Annotated in this window: 13 protein-coding genes; 2 read left to right on the plus strand and 11 right to left on the minus strand. The window is 68.8% G+C overall.

What is annotated here, in order from left to right:
- Positions 1-289: 289 nt before the first annotated feature.
- Together KBX50_RS11110 and KBX50_RS11115 are read left to right on the plus strand one after the other, a co-directional pair.
- Complete coding sequence (locus KBX50_RS11110; protein WP_374224602.1) at positions 290-1,942, plus strand: ricin-type beta-trefoil lectin domain protein; 1,653 nt, start codon at positions 290-292, stop codon at positions 1,940-1,942.
- Complete coding sequence (locus KBX50_RS11115) at positions 1,939-3,735, plus strand: family 43 glycosylhydrolase (RefSeq protein ID WP_210936843.1); 1,797 nt, start codon at positions 1,939-1,941, stop codon at positions 3,733-3,735. The genes KBX50_RS11110 and KBX50_RS11115 overlap by 4 nt, the downstream gene beginning before the upstream one ends.
- 194 nt (positions 3,736-3,929) lie before the next feature.
- On the opposite strand, the gene KBX50_RS11120 is transcribed toward KBX50_RS11115, so the two are convergent.
- The 11 genes from KBX50_RS11120 to mmsA all read right to left on the minus strand — a co-directional run bounded on the left by KBX50_RS11120 (position 3,930) and on the right by mmsA (position 19,602).
- Entirely contained in the window at positions 3,930-6,026 is a 2,097-nt protein-coding gene (locus KBX50_RS11120) for a family 43 glycosylhydrolase (protein WP_210936845.1), read from the minus strand.
- Between the two features lie 384 nt (positions 6,027-6,410).
- A complete protein-coding gene (araA, locus tag KBX50_RS11125) occupies positions 6,411-7,913 on the minus strand; it encodes an L-arabinose isomerase (RefSeq protein ID WP_210936847.1) in 1,503 nt (500 codons plus the stop codon).
- A gap of 27 nt (positions 7,914-7,940) precedes the next feature.
- The gene (yjfF, locus tag KBX50_RS11130; protein WP_210936849.1) at positions 7,941-8,927 is read right to left on the minus strand and encodes a galactofuranose ABC transporter, permease protein YjfF; all 987 of its coding nucleotides are present in this window, start codon (positions 8,925-8,927) and stop codon (positions 7,941-7,943) included.
- A 76-nt stretch (positions 8,928-9,003) separates the two neighbouring features.
- Positions 9,004-10,077 (minus strand): ABC transporter permease, encoded by a 1,074-nt coding sequence (locus KBX50_RS11135; RefSeq protein ID WP_210936851.1) that lies wholly within the window; start codon positions 10,075-10,077, stop codon positions 9,004-9,006.
- Positions 10,074-11,615 carry a sugar ABC transporter ATP-binding protein gene (locus KBX50_RS11140; protein WP_210936853.1) on the minus strand — a complete coding sequence of 514 codons (1,542 nt, stop codon included), beginning with the start codon at positions 11,613-11,615 and terminating at the stop codon, positions 10,074-10,076. Before KBX50_RS11140 ends, KBX50_RS11135 begins: the two co-directional genes overlap by 4 nt.
- Before the next feature lie 179 nt (positions 11,616-11,794).
- Positions 11,795-12,799, minus strand: coding sequence for an ABC transporter substrate-binding protein (locus KBX50_RS11145; RefSeq protein WP_373870606.1), 1,005 nt, complete (start codon positions 12,797-12,799; stop codon positions 11,795-11,797).
- A 121-nt stretch (positions 12,800-12,920) separates the two neighbouring features.
- The gene (locus KBX50_RS11150; RefSeq protein ID WP_232511079.1) at positions 12,921-13,613 is read right to left on the minus strand and encodes an L-ribulose-5-phosphate 4-epimerase; all 693 of its coding nucleotides are present in this window, start codon (positions 13,611-13,613) and stop codon (positions 12,921-12,923) included.
- A complete protein-coding gene (gene araB, locus KBX50_RS11155; RefSeq protein WP_210936855.1) occupies positions 13,610-15,280 on the minus strand; it encodes a ribulokinase in 1,671 nt (556 codons plus the stop codon). The genes KBX50_RS11150 and araB overlap by 4 nt, the downstream gene beginning before the upstream one ends.
- Positions 15,281-15,447: 167 nt before the next feature.
- Positions 15,448-16,701: an ROK family transcriptional regulator gene (locus KBX50_RS11160; protein ID WP_210936857.1), complete on the minus strand. Its 1,254-nt coding sequence runs from the start codon at positions 16,699-16,701 to the stop codon at positions 15,448-15,450.
- A 109-nt stretch (positions 16,702-16,810) separates the two neighbouring features.
- Positions 16,811-18,058, minus strand: a complete 1,248-nt coding sequence (gene mmsB, locus KBX50_RS11165) for a multiple monosaccharide ABC transporter permease (protein ID WP_210936859.1) — start codon at positions 18,056-18,058, stop codon at positions 16,811-16,813.
- The gene (mmsA, locus tag KBX50_RS11170) at positions 18,055-19,602 is read right to left on the minus strand and encodes a multiple monosaccharide ABC transporter ATP-binding protein (protein WP_210936861.1); all 1,548 of its coding nucleotides are present in this window, start codon (positions 19,600-19,602) and stop codon (positions 18,055-18,057) included. Before mmsA ends, mmsB begins: the two co-directional genes overlap by 4 nt.
- Positions 19,603-19,625 lie beyond the last annotated feature (23 nt).

A 19,625-nucleotide genomic window follows, 5' to 3' on the forward strand; every position in this document is an offset into this window, starting at 1 on the left:
AGGCTGTGTGGGCAAGCAACAGACAATTTACAGGCATTGATGATAGCGATAACATTCCTGTCATCGGAACGGTGCCTGCCGACACGGCGCGGCGGGAAGCGTGCGGGCCCGGAAAAGCGTGACGACCGGCGACATCCGGGCTTGCACATCGGCGTCCCGGACTACTGCACGCGTACCTGGGCGGCGTGCGCAGGATCCGCCCGCAGAGTTCCACCCGGGCCGCGCCCCGCCGAACGCCGCGATGCCGGCGACCGGACCGACCACCACACCGACGCAAGGAGGATTCGACGTGCGTAGCGCAAGAAGGTGGCTGACCGCCGCCCTCGGCATCCTGGCGGTGACGCTCACCGCGAGCTTCGCCGACGGGGTCATCTCCCCCAAGCCGGCGCAGGCGCTGAACAACGGCGTCGCCCGTACCCCGCCGATGGGCTGGAACACCTGGAACACGTTCGGCTGCAACATCAGCGAGACCCTGATCCGCCAGATGGCCGACGCCATCGTCAATCACGGGCTGCGCGACCTCGGATACAAGTACGTCGTCGTCGACGACTGCTGGTTCGATCCGAACCGGGACGCGCAGGGCAACCTCCAGGCCCATCCGCAGCGGTTCCCCAGCGGCATGAAGGCCCTCGGCGACTACCTGCACTCCCGCGGGCTGCTGTTCGGCATCTACCAGGGGCCGCTGGACCAGACCTGCGCCCAGTACTTCGACTCCTTCCCCGGCTCCACGGGCAGCCTCGGACACGAGTACCAGGACGCCCGGCAGTTCGCCGCCTGGGGCGTGGACTACCTGAAGTACGACTGGTGCTCCCCCACCGGCACCATCAACGACCAGGTGGCGCGGTTCAGCATCATGCGCGACGCGCTGGCGGCCACCGGCCGGCCGATCGTCTACAGCATCAACTCGAACAGCATCCACGAGAAGACCGGGCCGCAACGCAACTGGAGCGACGTGGCGAATCTCTGGCGGACCACCGAGGACATCACCAACACCTGGGACAGCGGCCAGACCAACGGCTACCCGATGGGCATCCAGAACATCGTCAACGTGAACGTGCCACTCGCCGGCTACGCCGCACCGGGCGGATTCAACGACCCGGACATGTTGGAGGTCGGCAACGGCGGCATGAACGACACCGAGATGCGCAGCCACTTCGCGCTGTGGTCGATGATGGCCGCGCCGCTGATGATGGGCAACGACCTGCGCTCGGCCAGCGCCGCGACGCTCGACATCCTGCGTAACCAGCACCTGATCGCGATCAACCAGGACACCTTGGGGCTCCAGGCCGTGCAGGTCTCGCACGACGGCACCCGGCGGGTGCTGGCCAAGCGGCTGGCCAACGGTGACGTCGCGGTCGCGCTGTTCAACCAGGGCAACTCCACCACGACGATCTCCACCACGGCGGCGGCGATCGGCAAGACCGGCAGCTCGTTCACGTTGCAGAACGCGTGGACCGGTGGCACCTCCACGACCACCGGGACCATCTCCGCGAGCGTGCCGGCGCACGGCACGGTGGTGTACCGGGTCAGCGGCGGCGGCACCACCAACCCGCCGGTGCCGAGCACCTTCCGGCTGCGCAGCGAGTCGGCCGGACGCTGCCTCGATCTCGACAACTCGAACACGGCCAACGGCACCGGCACCCTGATCTGGGACTGCCACAGCAACCCCAACCAGCAGATCACCCAGGACGGCCAGACGTTGCGGATCCTCGGCAAGTGCCTGGACGTCCCGACGAACGCGACAAACGGCACCCGGGTGCAGGTCTGGGACTGCAACGGCGGCACCAACCAGCAGTGGACGTTCAACGGCAACGGCACGGTGAGCAACGGCCGCTTCCCGTCACTGTGTCTGGACGTCAACAACGCCGGTACGGCCAACGGGACCGCGGTGATCCTCTGGTCCTGCCACGGCAACGCCAACCAGCGGTGGAGCCGGGCATGAGCACCACGGCGCTCCGCCGCGTCGTCGCCGTGCTCGTGAGCATGACCTGCGCGATCGCCCTGCTACCCGGCGCGGCGCGGGCCGACAACCCGATCGTCCAGCACATCTACACCGCCGACCCGGCACCGATGCTGCACGACGGTCGGGTCTACCTCTACACCGGCCACGACGAGGACGGCTCCACCTACTTCACCATGCGCGACTGGCGGGTCTTCTCCTCGGCCGACATGGTGAACTGGACCGACCACGGCACGCCGATGAGTCTGGCCACGTTCGCCTGGGCGGACGCCAACGCGTGGGCCGGGCACGTCATCGCCCGTAACGGGAAGTTCTACTGGTACGTGCCGGTCCGACAACGCTCGAACGGGCAGATGGTCATCGGGGTTGGGGTCGCGGACAGCCCGACCGGGCCGTTCCGGGACGCGCTCGGCCGTCCCCTCGTCGGCAACGGCGAGATCGATCCGCACGCGTTCATCGACGACGACGGTCAGGCGTACCTGTACTGGGGCAACCCGAACCTGTGGTACGTACGGCTCAACCCTGACATGATCTCGTTCTCCGGCGGCCCGACCCAGATCCCGCTCACCACGGCGGGCTTCGGCACCCGGACCGGCAACGCCAGCCGGCCCACCCTCTACGAGGAGGGGCCGTGGGTCTACAAGCGCAACGGTCTCTACTACAACGTGTTCGCGGCGGAGTGCTGCTCGGAGTTCATCGGCTACTCGACGGCACCCGGCCCGACCGGCCCGTGGACGTACCGGGGAACGGTCATGCCCCGGCAGGGCGCCAGCTTCACCAACCACCCCGGCGTGATCGACTTCGCCGGTGGGTCGTACTTCTTCTACCACAACGGTGCGCTGCCCGGCGGCGGCGGCTACACCCGGTCGGTCGCGGTGGAGAAGTTCACCTACAACTCCAACGGAACCATCCCCACCATGAACATGACCACCGCCGGGGCACCCCAGGTCGGCACGTTGAACCCGTACGTGCGACAGGAGGCCGAGACGATCGCCTGGGGATCCGGGATCGAGACCGAGCCGGCCAGCGAGGGCGGCATGAACGTCGGCTGGATCGACAACGGCGATCACATCAAGGTCAAGGGGGTTGCCTTCGGCGCCGGAGCGACCACCTTCTCCGCGCGGGTCGCCTCGGCCACCAGCGGCGGCCGTATCGAGGTACGGCTGGACAGCGCCAGCGGCCCGCTCGTGGGCACCTGCACGGTCGCCGGTACCGGCGGCTGGCAGACCTGGACGACCACCAGTTGCGGGGTGAGCGGCGCCACCGGCACACGCGATCTCTACCTGCGTTTCGTCGGCGGCAGCGGCAGCCTGTTCAACGTCAACTGGTGGCAGTTCGCCGGTGGCGGTAGCGCACCGACGGCCTACCGGATCACCAATCGCAACAGCGGACAGGTCATCGACGTCCAGCAGCCGAACCTCGACAACCTAGCGGTGATCGGTCAGTGGAGCAGCAACGGCAACGCCTGGCAGCAGTGGCGTTTCCTCGACGCCGGCAACGGCAACGTACGGCTGCAGAGCGTGCACAGCGGCAAGTGCGTCGACGTGCGCGACGTCTCCACGGCCGACGGGGCGCAGATCATCCAGTACACCTGCCACGACGGCCTGAACCAGGTCTTCACCTGGCGATCGACCGGCGACGGGTACCACCAGCTGGTCAACGTCAACAGCAACAAGTGCCTGAACGTGGCCGGCGGCTCCACCTCTCCCGGTGCCGCCCTGGAGCAGCGTACGTGCGGCTCCGCGTCGAGCATGCAGTGGTCCCGCGCCGCCTGAGCCACAGGTAGCCGAGACGGACGGGTGCCGGGTGGGAGACATCCCACCCGGCACCCGCATGTCCCCCGGCTGCCGGCGGCGGCAATCGCCGGACCGGAGGAGGGGCCTGCCGCCCGCTCGGCGGGCAGGCGACAGGCCCCGGTCCGTGGGTGACGACCCGGCATCGGTACGACGCCGGACCGTCAACCGTCACCTCATGGCGTGGCCAACTCGAAACGGCGCACCGTCACCGATCCGCCCAACGCCTGGGTGGCGTAGTTGAAGATGGCGAACCGGTAGCCCATGAAGAACGTCCAGTTGTTGTTGAGCGTCAGGGCGTTGCCCAGCGGGACGAAGTTGACCCCGTCGGTGCTGTAGGAGAAACGCGCCTGCCGACCGGAACCGGGCCGGATGTCGGCGTTGGCCCGCAGCCAGATCCGCCCACCGGAGACCGCGGCACTGGCGATCTCACTACCGGTGCTGCTGGTGTCCCAGTTGCTGTTCATGTTCAGCCCGTTGGTCATCACCACCCGGGTGGCACCGTTGTCCCGCCGTACGCCGATCCACGCCGAGACGTCCCGCAGCATGGCCAGGCCGGTGCGATCGCCGTCGCGCATCGTCGAGTAGTCGATCTCGACCGTGCCGGTCGAGGTCGGCCCCTGGATGCGGTGGGTGATCGTGTTGCGGGCCCGGTAGAGGTCGTTGGTCACGGTGGCGGTCTGCAGACGAAGCCCGTTGTTCACCGACCACCGGCTGTTGTCGGGGTTGTGGTTCCACTCGTACTGCGGACCGAGGGTGGTGCCGGTGAACGTGTCGACGCCGGTGAGCGGCTTGACCGGGCGCAGCGGCAGCGGGTTCGGGTAGTTGACCCCCCAGGCGCCGTTGACCGTCTGCACCTGCGGCCAGCCGTCCGCGGTCCAGGTGATCGGCGCGAGGGTCGGCATCCGGCCGCCCGGGTACGCGTCGGTGAACGCCATGTAGTACCAGGAACCGTTCGGCAGCTGCACCAGCCCGCCCTGGTGGGGCACCCCGCCGCCGGAGATCGGGCCCTGCATGTTGAGCAGCACCTGGCGCTGCTCGTACGGGCCGAAGGGGCCGTTCGTGGACTTGAGCACGTACTGGCCGTTGGCCGGGCGGGTCAGCCAGATGTAGTAGGCACCGTTGCGCTTGTAGAAGCGCGCGCCCTCCAGGGTGCCGATGCTCGACGGCGTCTGGTAGACCTGCTGGGCCCGGACCTGGCTGCGCCCGTCGGCGGAGAGCTGAGCCACGCTGATGGTGCCGTTGCCGTACGCCACGTACATGGTGTCGTTGTCGTCGATCAGCATCCCGGCGTCGTAGTAGCACTGCGGCAGGGTCGCGTGCCGGCTCCAGGTGCCGTCGACGGCCGTCGCGGTGTAGATGTGGGTCTGGGCGAAGTTGATGCACCCGGCCCAGTAGTAGGTCTGGTTGCTCGGCCGGTAGTTCAGCGTCGAGGCCCAGATGCCCTCCACGTACGCCTGCTGCCCGGCGGGCAGGTCGTACTTGGTGCCGAAGTCCAGACGGGGTACCGAGTGCCCGGCGAACTCCCAGTTCACCAGGTCGTACGAGCGCAGGATCGGAGCGCCGGGCGAGTAGTGCATCGTGGAGGCGGTCATGTAGTACACCTCGCCGACCCGGATGACCTCGACGTCGGCGAAGTCCTGCCAGACGACGGGGTTGGTGAAGCTGCCGCCGGGGGGCGGGTCGGTGGGGTTGCCGCCGCCGTCGACGCGGACGAGTTGCCACTGCTGGTTGGCGCCACCCCAGTCGTCGTACTGCACGATGTTGCCGCCGTCGGCGGTCGAGGCGTTCTGCACCTCCATCACCTTGTTGGAGTTGCGGTTGATCAGCCGCACGTAGCCACCTGCCGAGTCGGCCAGCCGGAACTGCTGGTTGCTCCCGTTGTGGTCGCTCCACTGCACGATCGACGCGCCGTTGGCCGTGGAGAAGTTGTAGACGTCGAGCACCTTGCCGGAATGCCGCGACTTGAGCCGGTAGTAGCCGCCACCGGAGTCGACGAACTGCCACTGCTGCCACGCGCCGTCGTTGCGCGCCCACTGGGTGATCCGCGCCCCGTCGTTGGTGGCCTGGTTGTAGACGTCGAGAGCCTTGCCGCTGTTCCGGTTGACCAGCACGTACCAGGCGTTGGTGTCCACCGTGGCCGCGGCCGCGGGCGATGGCGCCACCGCGGCGAGGGAGCCGCCCACGACCATCGCCGTCAGGATGGCCGCCGCGCGCGACAGCCAGCCGCGCCGGCCCGGCGCGGTCCGTGGGACCTCACCATTGGCAATCATGATTCTCCTTCGGGATGCGAGCAGAACGAACAGGACGGTTCCTCTGCGGCCTACGCCGTCGCTGATCCGGTGCGGCGTGTGATCGCTAACATGACCGCTCTGCCCAAGGGAGGGATCAGGTGACCACCAGCTTCAGAGCAACGTGGCGCGTCCCGGACGGCCACAGATATCGTCCGTCTTCACTACGACTGTGAGCGATAACACGGCCTTCGTCAAGACGTAACATCAACGACGCCGTACGGCTCGCAGAAGCCTGCTCGCGGTCCCCGGCCGGCGGGGTGGCGCACCGGCCGGGGACCCTGCCACCCGCGGGCGCGGGCAGCCGCTGGCGGGGCTACGCGGCCACCACGGCCGATCCGCCACGCCAGCGTCGGAGGAGGGCGGTCAGAACCCGCGGGCCAGCCGGTAGTACGCCTGGTTCCAGCGCAGCTCGTCGGCGAACCGCCGGGGATCGGTCTCGGCGTCGATGACGACGAGTTCGGTACGGCTCATCTCGGCGAGGTCGTGCAACTCCTCCACACCTACCGCCTGGGACAGCACGGTGTGGTGGGGAGCGCCGGCGGTGATCCACGCTTCGGCGGAGCCGGGCAGGTGCGGTCGCGGCCGCCAGACCGCCCGGGCGACCGGCAACCGGCGCAATGGTTGCGGCGGGGAGACCACGTCGACCTCGTTGGCCACCAGCCGGAAACGCTCGCCCATGTCCGCCAGGCCGAGCACCACCGCCGGCCCCGGCGCGGCGTCGAAGACCAGCCGGACGGGATCCTCACGACCGCCGATGCTCAGTGGATGGATCTCCACGTTCGGCACGTCACCGGCGATCGTCGGGCAGACCTCGAGCATGTGGGCACCGAGTACCAGTTCCTCGCCCGGGGTGAGGTCGTAGGTGTAGTCCTCCATGAACGAGGTGCCGCCCTCGGTGCCGACGGCCATCGCCTTGAGGGTGTGCACCAGCACCGAGGTCTTCCAGTCGCCCTCACCGCCGAAGCCGTAACCGTCGGCCATGAGTCGCTGCACCGCGATGCCGGGCAGTTGACGCAGCCCGCCCAGGTCCTCGAAGTTGGTGGTGAAGGCGCGGAAGCCACCGGCGTCCAGGAAGGTACGCAGCCCCAGTTCCAGCCGGGCGGCGTACCGCAGCGAGTCGTGCCGCTCACCGCCGGGTCGTAGCTCGGCGGCGACCCGGAAGGTGTCGTCGTACTCCTTGACCAGGTCGTCGATCTGCGCCTCGGACACCTCGTCGACCACCCGCACCAGGTCGTTGACCCCGTACGTGTTCACCGAGACGCCGAAGCGCAGCTCCGCCTCGACCTTGTCCCCCTCGGTGACGGCCACGTCGCGCATGTTGTCGCCGAATCGCGCCAGCCGCAGCGAGCGCATGGCCGACCAGCCGATCGCCGCCCGGGTCCAGGCACCGACCCGGGAGACCACGCGGGGGTCGGAGACGTGCCCGGCGACCGTCTTGCGGGCCACCCCGAGCCGGGTCTGGATGTACCCGAACTCCCGGTCGCCGTGCGCGGCCTGGTTGAGGTTCATGAAATCCATGTCGATCTCGTCCCACGGCAGCAGGACGTTGGCCTGGGTGTGCAGGTGCAGCAGCGGCGTCTGCAACGCGTCCAGGCCCGAGATCCACATCTTCGCTGGCGAGAAGGTGTGCATCCAGGCGATCACCCCGACCGCCCCCTGCGACGCGGCATCCCGGCAGGTCCGCAGGATGTCGGCGCTGGTGGTCAGGACCGGCTTCCAGACCACCCGGGCGGGAATGTGCGGCGATTCGTCGAGCAGAGCGGCGATCTGACGGGACTGGTCGGCCACCTGCCGGAGCGTGTCCTCGCCGTACATTGCCTGGCTTCCGGTGAGGAACCAGACCTCGGGTTCAGGGTGTGTTGCCATGGGAGTTGCCTTCCGCGAGAGGGGCGGTCACTTGTAGCGGATGCCGATGAGGCGCTGGAGCAGGATGAACGCGAAGAGCAGGCCTCCGATCACGATCTTGGTCCACCAGGAGTTGAGGCTGCCGTCGAAGGTGATCAGGGTCTGGATCACGCCGAGTACCAGCACACCGAGCACCGTGCCGAAGATGTACCCCGAGCCACCGGTGAGCACCGTGCCACCGATGACCACGGCCGCGATCACGTCGAGTTCCATCCCGATGGCGATCAGCGGAGCGCCGGACAGCGTGTAGAAGGAGAGCAGAATCCCGCCGATCGCCGCGCACAGGCCACTGATGGTGTAGACCCCGATCCGGGTCCGACCCACCGGCAACCCCATCAGCAGCGCCGACTGCGGGTTGCCGCCGATCGCGTAGACGTTGCGTCCCAGTCGCGTGTACGCCAGCACGTACGCGGCGATCAGGACCACCGCGAACGCCACCAGCACGCTGATCGAGACGAAGTTGCCCCGGGGATCGCCGATCCGGTACTGCGACATCGTGGTCCAGAACCCGTCGGTGATCGGAATCGACGCGTCGCTGATGAACGTGCACATGCCCCGGGCGAAGAACATCCCGGCCAGGGTGACGATGAAGGGCTGGATGTCGAAGAAGTGGATCGCGCAGCCCATCAGGAAGCCGAGCGTCGGCCCGATCAGCAGGGCGATCACCAGCACCAGCAACGCGGGCAGCCCGGACTGCAACAACCAGGCCGAGACCATCGCGGTCATCGCCGCCACCGAGCCGACCGACAGGTCGATACCGCCGGTGAGGATCACGAAGGTCATCCCGACGGCGATGACGAGAAGGAAACCGTTATCGATGAAGACGTTGAAAACCACCTGGACGTTGGCGAACGCCCGGTACTGGGACACACCGATGCCGTACATCACCAGCAGCAGCGCCAACGTCGCCAGCACCGGCATGTGCCGTCGAGGCAGCTTGGCCCAACTCGGAGCGGAGATCGGGAGACTACTCATGCCGGCACTCCGCTCCGCTCCGTGCCGCCATGAGGCACCAACACCCTGCATTGACGATTCGCTCGCTGACGCTCACTCATGCCGGCACCTGCTCCTTCTGCCGCTGCGGAGACGGCTGGGGCGGCGGCGGTGCTCCAGGCCGTCGGCGGCGGAACTTCGCCCGGAAGGCCGGTGCCTGGATGAGGCAGACGGCGATGACGACGACCGCCTTGAACAGCAGCGCCGTCTGGGGTGAGATGTTCATGGCGTACACCGTGGTGGTGAGGGTCTGGATGATCAGGGCGCCGAGGATGGTGCCGCCGAGGTAGAACCGGCCACCGGCGAGTGAGGTACCGCCGATGACGACCGCGAGGATCGCGTCCAGCTCCACCCACAGGCCAGTGTTGTTGCCGTCGGCGCTGGAGACGTTGGCGGTCATCATGAACCCGGCGATCGCGGCGCAGGCGGCGCTCACCACGTAGACGAGGAAGACGACCCGACCGGACCGGATGCCCGCCAGCCGGCTGGCCTCCCGGTTGCCGCCGACCGACTCGACGATCATGCCGAGCGCGGTACGGCGGGTGAACGCCGCGACGAGCAGGGCCGCGGCCAAGGCGATGAAGATCGCCAGGGGCAGGGTCAACAGGTGCCCCAGCCCGATCGCCCGGTACGGACCGGAGTTGATGGTGATGATCTGGCCCTCGGCGATCAGCTGTGCGAGACCCCGGCCGGCCACCATCAGGATGAGGGTGGCGATGATCGGTTGGATGCCGATGACGGAGACCAGGATCCCGTTCCAGGCACCGAGCACCAGCGCGGCCCCGAGCGCCATCGCGAGCGCGGTCAGCACGGTGACGAGGTTGTTCTGGTCCGGTGCCCGGCTGATGTAGAGGCAGGCGATGGCACCGCTGATCGCGCAGAGCGAGCCGACCGACAGGTCGATGCCGCCGGTCGAGATCACCAGGGTCATGCCCAGCGCGACCAGGATCAGCGGGGCGCTCAACCGCAGGATGTCGATCGGGGTGCCGTACAGGTGCCCGTTGTTGACCTCGATGGCCAGGAACCCCGGACGGTAGATGGTGTTGGCCGCCAACATGACCACGAGCACGGCGACCGGCCAGAACAGCCGGTGGCCGAGCATGGCACGGAAGCGGTTCCCGGCGTCGCTCATCGGCTCGCCTCCTCACGCTCGGTCCCGCTGGCGATGGTCTGCATGACGCGGTCGGCATCCACAGTGTCGTCGTTGTCGAGCTGGGCAACCAGTTCCCGGTCGCGCATCACCGCGATCTTGTGGCTGAGGCGCAGTACCTCCTCCAGCTCGGCGGAGATGAACAGCACCGCCATGCCACCGTCGGAGAGCTCCACCACCAGCCGCTGGATCTCGGCCTTCGCGCCGATGTCGATGCCCCGGGTCGGCTCGTCGAGGATGAGCAGTCGCGGCTCGGTGATCAGCCAACGAGCCAGCAGGACCTTCTGCTGGTTGCCGCCGGAAAGGTTGCGCACCGGCATGTCCGGGTTGGCCGGACGGATGCTCAACGCCTTGATGTACCGGTCGACCAGCTCGTCCTGGCGGCGACGTGGGATCGGGCGCAGCCAGCCCCGGGCGGCCTGCATGGCCAGGATCATGTTCTCCCGGACCGACAGATCCCCGATGATCCCCTCCGCCCGGCGGTTCTCCGAGCAGAAACCGATGCCCTGCTCGATCGCCTGCACCGGGTTGCGCAGGCCGGTCCGGGCGCCGTCCACCTGGATCTCGCCACGGTCGGCCCGATCGGCACCGAACAACAACCGCGCCACCTCGGTACGCCCGGAGCCGAGCAGCCCGGCCAGGCCGACCACCTCACCGGCGTGGATGGTCAGGCTGAACGGGGCGACCGCGCCCCTGCGGCCGAGCTGCGACACCTGGACGAACGGCGCGCCGCTCTCGATGGCCGCCGTCGCCGGCCGAGGCTGCTCGTCGATCCGTTCGAGGACGTCGAGCTCCTTGCCGATCATCTTCTCCACCAGCGCCAGCTGCGGCAGCTCGTCGATCGGGTACTCCCCCACCAGCGTGCCGTTACGCAGCACGGTGATCCGGTCGGCGATGCCGTAGACCTGGTCGAGGAAGTGGGTCACGAAGAGGATGGCGATGCCCTCGTCACGCAACTGCCGCATGATCCGGAACAGCTGCGCCACCTCGCCGGCGTCCAGGCTGGAGGTCGGCTCATCCAGGATCAGCACCCGGGCCTGTACGTCGATCGCCCGAGCGATCGCGACCATCTGCTGCACGGCCAGCGAGTAACTCGCCACCGGTGCGGTGACGTCGATGTCGAGGTCCAGCCGGGCGAGCAGCTGCCGGGCCCGCCGGCGCACCTCGCCCCAGTGGACGGCGCCGAGGCGGCGCGGCTCCCGACCGATGAAGATGTTCTCCGCCACGGACAGGTTCGGGCAGAGATTGACCTCCTGGTAGACCGTGCTGACCCCGGCTGCGGCGGCCTGCATCGGTCCGTTGAAGGCCACCTGCTCGCCGTCGAGGGTGACGCTGCCCTCGTCGATGCCGTAGACGCCTGTCAACACCTTGATCAGGGTCGACTTGCCGGCGCCGTTCTCGCCCATCAGGGCGTGCACCTCACCAGGAAGGAGCCGGAAGTCGACATTGTGGAGTGCGCGCACCCCGGGAAAGGACTTGCTGATCCCGGTCATCGTCAGGACCGGACGACTATCCGTCATCCCATCGATCCTCTTCTAATTTTCATCGATGCGGAAGGGCCAGTTGTCCCGGCACGCCGCCCGCCCGGCCAGCGGGCCGGCCGGGCGGCGTGGCACGGGACGTCGGGCCGGACGCCCAGTCCGTCGGGAATGGGCGACGCGGCGGGGCCGCCACGTCGGTGCGGCGGCCCCCTGCGTCATCAGTACTTGCGGTTGGGCAGGGCCTCCTTGGCCTGCTCCTGGGTGAAGGTGGTCTCCTCGGTCTCGATCCGCGGCGGCACCTCCTCGCCGGCGTGCACCTTCTTGGCCAGGTCCATCAGCTGTGGGCCGAGCAGCGGGCTGCACTCCGCGATGAAGTTGAACTTGCCGTCGGCCAGGGCCTGCATGCCGTCCTTGACCGCGTCGATGGTGATGATGGTGATGTCCTTGCCCGGCTCCTTGCCCGCCGCGGTGATCGCCTCCAGCGCGCCCAGACCCATGTCGTCGTTGTGCGCGAAGAGCACGTCGATCTTCGGGTGGGCCTTCAGGAACTGTTCCATCACCTGCTTGCCGCCCGCGCGGGTGAAGTCACCGGACTGGGAAGCGATGACCTTCAGCTTGGGGTCGGCCGCGATCGCCTCGGCGAAGCCCTTCTTCCGGTCATTGGCCGGGGCGGAGCCGGTGGTGCCCTGCAACTCGACGATGTTCACGTCGCCGGTCGCGTCCTTCTTGTTCTCCACCAGCCACTCACCGGAGAGCCGGCCCTCCTTGACGAAGTCCGAGCCGAGGAAGGTCTTGTAGAGCGACTTGTCGGCGGAGTCCACAGCGCGGTCGGTCAGGATGACCGGGATGCCGGCGTCCTTGGCCTCCTTGAGCACCGTGTCCCAGCCCGACTCCACCACCGGCGAGAAGGCGATCACATCGACCTTCTGCTGGATGTAGTTGCGGATGGCCTTGATCTGGTTTTCCTGCTTCTGCTGCGCGTCGTCGAACTTCAGCTCGATGCCGGCCTCGGCCGCCGCCTCCTTGATGGAGTTGGTGTTGGCCGTACGCCAGCCGCTCTCGGCGCCGACCTGGGAGAAGCCCAGGACGAGCTTGCCGTCGTCGCCGCCGTCGCCGCCGCCGGTGTCGCTGTTGCCGCAGGCCGCCACGCCGCCGGCGAGCAGCACGGCGGCGACGACCGCGATGGCGCGCCGACGCGCCATGGGCATTCGCATGTTCCTCATCGGATCTCCTCGGGTGGGGTGCGGTTGTCCACGCCGGCCACGGAGGTACACGAGCAGCCAGCGCTGGTGGTGCGGAATCTGTGCGTCAGGTGGTGCCAGGCGACCCGGATCACCGGGCCGGTCAGGAGTTCGCCGGGGGCGAAGAACGTTGGCCGTAGACGTTCTGGTAGCGGTCGTAAAGGGCGTCGATGTCGGCCTGCGCCATCGGCACCGGTTGCCCGAGCGCGCGCGCCAGGTGCGCGGTTCGGGCGACGTCCTCACACATCACCGCGGCCTTGACCGCGGCCCGGGCGTTGCGCCCGATGGTGAAGACGCCGTGGTTGCGCATCAGCACCGCGGGCGAACGGTGCCCGGTGAGGGTGCTGACGATCCCCTTGCCGATGTCGTCGCCACCGATCAGGGCGAACGGGCCCACGGGGATCTCCCCGCCGAACTCGTCGGCCTGCGCGGTGAGGTGGCACGGGATCGACTCGCCCCGCGCCGCCCAGGCGGTGGCGTACGTGCTGTGGGTGTGCACGACGCCGCCCACCTCGGGCATGGCGCGGTAGACGTAGGCGTGCGCCGCGGTGTCGCTCGACGGCGACAGTTCTCCCTCGACCGGCACGCCGTCGAGGTCGCAGAGCACCATGTTGTCGGCCGACAGGTCGTCGTAGTCGACGCCGCTCGGCTTGATCACCATCAGCTCGTGACCGGGTACCCGGGCGGAGACGTTGCCGGCCGTCCAGGCGACCAGACCGTACCGGGTCAGTTCGCCGTGCAGCCGGGCCACGCTCTCGCGCAACTCGCTGATCTGTCGGCTCACTTCGACGTTCACGCGAAGACCTCCTGCTGCGACGTCGCCGACTCCACGGCCGCGTTGCGGATGGCCCGCAGCCGCAGCATCACGTCGTTGGCCCCGCGACCGAAGTGGTCGTGCAACGCCCGGTACTCGGCGTAGAGGGCGTCGTAGGCGCGGACCCGGTCCGGGTCCGGTTGGTAGACCGCCGCCGATATCCGTCCCATCGCCTGCGACGCGTGATGGATCGAGGGGTGGGCGCCAGCGGCCACGGCGGCGTGGATCGCCGAACCGAGCGCCGGCCCCTGCGCGGAGCCGATGATGCCCAACGGCCGGTTGGTGACGTCGGCGTAGATCTGCATCAGCAGCTCGTTCGACGTGAGGCCGCCGGCGATCACCAGGTCGTCGACCGGCACGCCGGCGTCGACGAACGCCTCAATGATCATCCTGGTGCCGTACGCCGTCGCCTCCAGCAGAGCCCGGTAGATGTCCTCCGGGCGGGTGGCCAGGGTCAGCCCGACGATCAACCCGCTGAGGTCGTGGTTGACCAGCAGCGACCGGTTGCCGTTCCACCAGTCCAGCGCGACCAGGCCGTGCGCGCCGACGGGCTGCGCGGCGGCCAGTTCGGTGAGTCGCTCGTGCGAGTCGACGCCGGCCGGCGCGGCGTGTTTGACGAACCAGCCGAAGATGTCGCCGACGCCGCTCTGCCCGGCCTCGTAGCCCCACGCACCGGAGCTGATGCCACCGTCGACCACCCCGCACATCCCGGCCACCTCGGCGAGATCGGTGCCGTTGACCACGTGGCAGGTCGAGGTGCCCATGATCGCCACCAGTCGGCCCGGATCGAGCGCCTGGGCGGCGGCCGCGGTCACGTGCGCGTCGACGTTGCCGACCGCGACGGCGATCCCCTCCGGCAGCCCCGTCCAGGCCGCGGCGCGGGCGGTGAGTCCACCGGCCCGGGCGGCGAGGGGCATCAGCGGGCCGTCCAGTTTGGCCACGAAGTCACCGAAACCGGGGTTGAGCGCGGTGAGGTAGTCCGCCGACGGGTAGCTGCCGTCCTGGTGAATGCCCTTGTAGCCGGCGGTGCAGACGTTGCGGGTCTCGACCCCGCACAACTGCCAGATGATCCAGTCCGCCGCCTCGATGAACCGCTCGGCCCGGTGGTATACCTCCGGATCCTCCTCCAGGATCTGCAAGCCCTTGGCGAACTGCCACTCGGCGGAGATCTTCCCGCCGTAGCGACCGATCCAGGGCTCGCCACGTTCGTGGGCCAACGCGTTGATCCGGTCGGCGTGCGGCTGGGCGGCGTGGTGCTTCCAGAGCTTCACCCAGGAGTGCGGTCGCTGCCGCAGCTCCGGCACCTCGCACAACGGCGTACCGTCGGCCAGCGTCGGCAGCACCGTGCAGGCGGTGAAGTCGGTGCCGATACCGACGACGTCGCCCGGGTCGATCCCGGCGGCGGCCACCGCCGCCGGCACCGCGTGGCGCAGCACGTCGCGGTAGTCCTCCGGGTCCTGCAACGCCCAGTCCGGCGGCAGCGGCGTACCCCCGTCCGGCAGCGCTGAGCTGATCACCGCGTTGCGGTACTCGTGCACCGCGGTCCCCAGCTCGGCACCGTCGCGGACGCGGACCACCAGGGCCCGCCCCGACAGGGTGCCGTAGTCGACGCCGACGACGTACTTGTCGCCCGCTGCCACACCGCTCATCTTCACCTCCGGCCGATGACGGACCTCAGTGTTAACGCTCACATCCGATGTCGTCAAGACACCTCCCGGCAACAGCTCCGTAACGGACTGCATGGTCGCAGGCCCACCCACCGGTCGGCTACCCCATGCCACCGGCTCGACCGCGTCGTCGGCGCCGGCCGCCCTGCTCAGACCCGTTGTCGCCGCCGGAAACCCGGCACCGGCGCGGACGTCGGCACGCCGACCTCCGGCGACACCGGTGCGGTCAGCGCCGCCAACGGATCGTCGAGCAGCCGGGCGAAACCGAGTTCCGCCGCGCCGACCAGGGTGGCGTCGTCGCCGAGGGCCGCGGTGCGCAGCCGGACCGTCTCCCGGGCCACCGGCAGCACGTGACGGGCGATGCGACCGCGTACCTGGTCCGCGGCCCCCGGATAGAGGTCGCACAGCATCCCGCCGAAGACCACCACACCCGGGTTGAACAGATTGATCAGATTCGCGACCCCGATGCCGAGCCAGTCGCCGATCCGGCGCAGCGCCTCCCGCGCCACCGGATCCCCACGGTCGGCGTCGTCGGCCACCGTCCGGACAGCAGCACGCCCGAACAGCTCGGCGGGCCGACCGGCGGCATCGAGCAGGGCCCGCTCCCCGACCTCCGCCTCCAGGCAGCCGCGCGAGCCGCAACCACAGGGCCGGCCGTCGTACGGGTTGACCACCATGTGCCCCAACTCGCAGCCGTAGCCGCTGTCGCCGCCGAGCAGCCGCCCGCCGACGATGATTCCGCCGCCGACGCCGACGTCACCGTGCAGGTACACGAGATCGTCGAGGCCGACACCCGCGCCGCGCTGCTGTTCCGCCTGCGCACCGAGGTGCGCCTCGTTGCCCACCGACACCGGCAGGCCGAGCCCGAGACGGCGGGCGAGTTCGTCGCCGAACGCCTGGTCGACCCAACCCAGGTCGGGCCCGTACCGCACCATCCCGTCGCCCGGCCGGATCATTCCGCAGTACGACGCGCCCAGGCCGACGCAGCTGGCGCCCGGCGGTGCCGCCCGGTGCAGCTGACGGCCGAAACGGGCGAGGACCGCGACCACGTCGTGCAGGTCCGGCCCGGCGCGCGGACGCACCGCCTCCCGCCGGTCCAGGATCCTCCCGCCGAGCCCGACCCGGGCAGCGACCAACCGGTCCACGGCGACGTCGAAGGCCAGGACGTAGCAGCGCTCGGACGCCGGTCGGACCACCAGTGACGGGCGTCCGGCGCGGCCGGTGTCCACCGGCGACTCCTCACCGACGAGACCGAGCCGGCTCAGCTCGGTGGTCAACGCCATGATGGTGCTGCGGTTCAGGCCCATCCGCTCGCCCAGCTCGGCCCGGGACAGCGGGCCGCGGAGATGCACGTGCCGCAGCAGCGCGCCGGCGTTGCGCCGGCGAATCTCCTCCTGGACCAATCCGACCTCCGCAGGCCAGCTCCGAGCGACGCGGAGCTGGCCCGAGGAAGTGTTTCCACACCCGCGACCCGACGTCAAGCGCCGGCTCGCACCCGGAGCTGGCGGTCGCTCAGCGGCTCGCGCCGGCGCGGCGCTTGTTGTAGACGTCGAAGGCCACGGCGACCAGCAACACGAGGCCCTTGACCACCGACTGCAACGACTGGTCCACACCCATCAGCTGCATCCCGTTGCTCATCACCGCCATGATGAGCCCGCCCACCATCGCGCCGACGACGGTACCGACACCGCCGGTGACCGCCGCACCGCCGATGAACGCGGCGGCGATCGCGTCGAGTTCGAACATGTTGCCCGCCGCCGGCTGCGCTCCGTTGGAGCGGGAGGAGAAGATGATGCCGGCCACCGCGGACAGGAAACCCATGTTCACGAAGATCCAGAAGTTCACCGTGCGAACCTTGACGCCCGACAGCATCGCCGCGGACAGGTTGCCGCCGATCGCGTAGACCTGCCGGCCGAAGACCGTACGCCGGGTGAGCAGCCCGTAGACGAGAACCAGCGCGGCCAGGATGATCAGCACGATCGGCAGACCACGTGCGTGGGCCAGTTGCCAGGCGAACCACATGACCACGGCACCGACCAGCACCAGCCGTGCGACGAACAACGCGAAGGACTCGACGGGCTGCTGGTAGCGGACGCGGGCCGCGCGGGTACGGAAGCCGCTCACCACGTACCCGGCCACCGCGATGCCCCCGATGAGCAGGGTGAAGGCGTCGTAGCCGTCGCCACCGATGAGTCCGTTGAGGAATCCGGCCGCGATCCGGTTGTACTCGGCCGGGAACGGCGACAGCGAGATGTTGTCGAGCACCCGCAGGGTGAGGCCGCGGAACAGCAGCATGCCGGCGAGGGTCACGATGAAGGCCGGGATGCCGACGTACGCCACCCAGAAGCCGTGCCAGGCACCGACCGCGAGCCCCACCGCCAGGGCGGCCAGCACGCCGACCCACCATGGTTGTCCCTGCCGGATCACGACCACGGCGGAGACCGCGCCGGTCAGCGCCACCACCGAACCGACCGAAAGATCGATGTGCCCGCCGATGATCACGATGACCATGCCGATGGCGAGCACCAGGATGTACGAATACTGAAGGACGATGTTGGTGATGTTGCCCGGGCTCAGCGAGAGACCGTCGGTCAGGAACGCGAACAGGGCGACGATGACGACGAGAGCGACGAAGATGCCGCTCTGCCGCAGATTGTTCAGGATCAGCGTACGTGGGTCGCTGGTGCCGACGTGCAGTGCGGCGGCGGAGGCGCTCTCGGCCGACTTCCGGTCGGTCGAGGAGGGCTTGGTGCTGGTCATCCGACGCTTTCCTTGTCCTTCGCCATGAGTTCCATGAGCTTTTCCTGGGTCGCCTCGGCGACCGGCACCTCGCCGGTGATGCGCCCGGCCGACAGCGTGTAGATGCGGTCACACATGCCGAGCAGCTCCGGCAGTTCCGAGGAGATCATGATGACGGCCTTGCCGTCGGCCACCAAACGGTTGATGATCGTGTAGATCTCGAACTTCGCCCCGACGTCGATCCCCCGGGTCGGCTCGTCCAGGATCAGCACCTCCGGGTCGGTGAACAGCCACTTCGACAGCACGACCTTCTGCTGGTTGCCGCCGGAGAGCTTGCCCACGACCGACATCACGCTCGGCGCCTTGATGTTCATGTCGCGCCGACTGGACTCGGCGACCTTGATCTCCTCGTTGTCGTTCACCCAGCCGAGCCGGGCGAGCCGGCGCAGCCCGGCGGCCGAGACGTTGCGCCGGATGTCCTCGATGAGGTTCAGGCCGAAGCGCTTGCGGTCCTCCGTCGCGTACGCGATGCCGTTGCCGATGGCCTCCGCCACGGTGCGCGCCCTGACCTCCCGGCCGTGCACGAACAGTCGACCGGTGATGTCCCGACCGTACGAGCGCCCGAAGACACTCATCGCCAGTTCGGTACGACCGGCGCCCATCAGTCCGGCGATGCCGACGACCTCGCCGGCCCGCACGTTCAGGCTCGCGCCCTCCACGACCAGGCGGTCCTGGGTCGGGTGCCGCACCGACCAGTCCTCGATGCGCAGCACCTCCTCCCCCGGCGTGGAGACCCGGTCGGGATAGAAGCTGTCGATGTCGCGGCCGACCATCCCCCGGATGATCCGTTCCTGGGTGACCTCGCCGGAGGCCATCTCGAGCCGTTCCACCGTCCGCCCGTCCCGCAGCACGGTGGTGGAGTCGGCGATCGCGGTGATCTCGTTGAGCTTGTGCGAGATCATGATGCAGGTGATGCCCTCGTCACGCAGGCGTCGCATCAGGTCGAGCAGGTGGGCCGAGTCGACGTCGTTGAGCGCGGCCGTCGGCTCGTCGAGGATGAGCAACCGGACCTTCTTGGAGATGGCCTTGGCGATCTCCACCAACTGCTGCTTGCCGACGCCGAGTTGCACCACCGGGGTCATCGGATTCTCGGCCAGCCCCACCGAGGCGAGCAGTTTCGCCGCCTCGGCGTTGGTGCGGTTCCAGTCGATCAGCCCGCCCGGCCCGCGCTGCTCGTTGCCGAGGAAGATGTTCTCGGCGATCGACAGGTACGGCACCAGGGCGAGTTCCTGGTGGATGATGACGATGCCCCGCTGCTCGCTGTCGCGGATGCCGCGGAAGTGCACCGGGTTGCCGTCGAGGAGGATCTCGCCGTCGTAGCTGCCGGACGGGTAGACCCCCGAGAGCACCTTCATCAGGGTGGACTTACCGGCGCCGTTCTCGCCGCAGATGGCGTGGATCTCCCCACGGCGTACGGCGAGTGTGACGTCCTGGAGCGCGGCCACGCCCGGGAAGGTCTTGGTGATGCGACGCATCTCGAGGATGTTGTCGTCGGTGCTCACCATCCTGAGCCTCCAGATCGTCGTGG

The organism is Micromonospora sp. C51 (genome assembly GCF_018070435.1).
Lineage (GTDB): Bacteria > Actinomycetota > Actinomycetes > Mycobacteriales > Micromonosporaceae > Micromonospora > Micromonospora sediminimaris.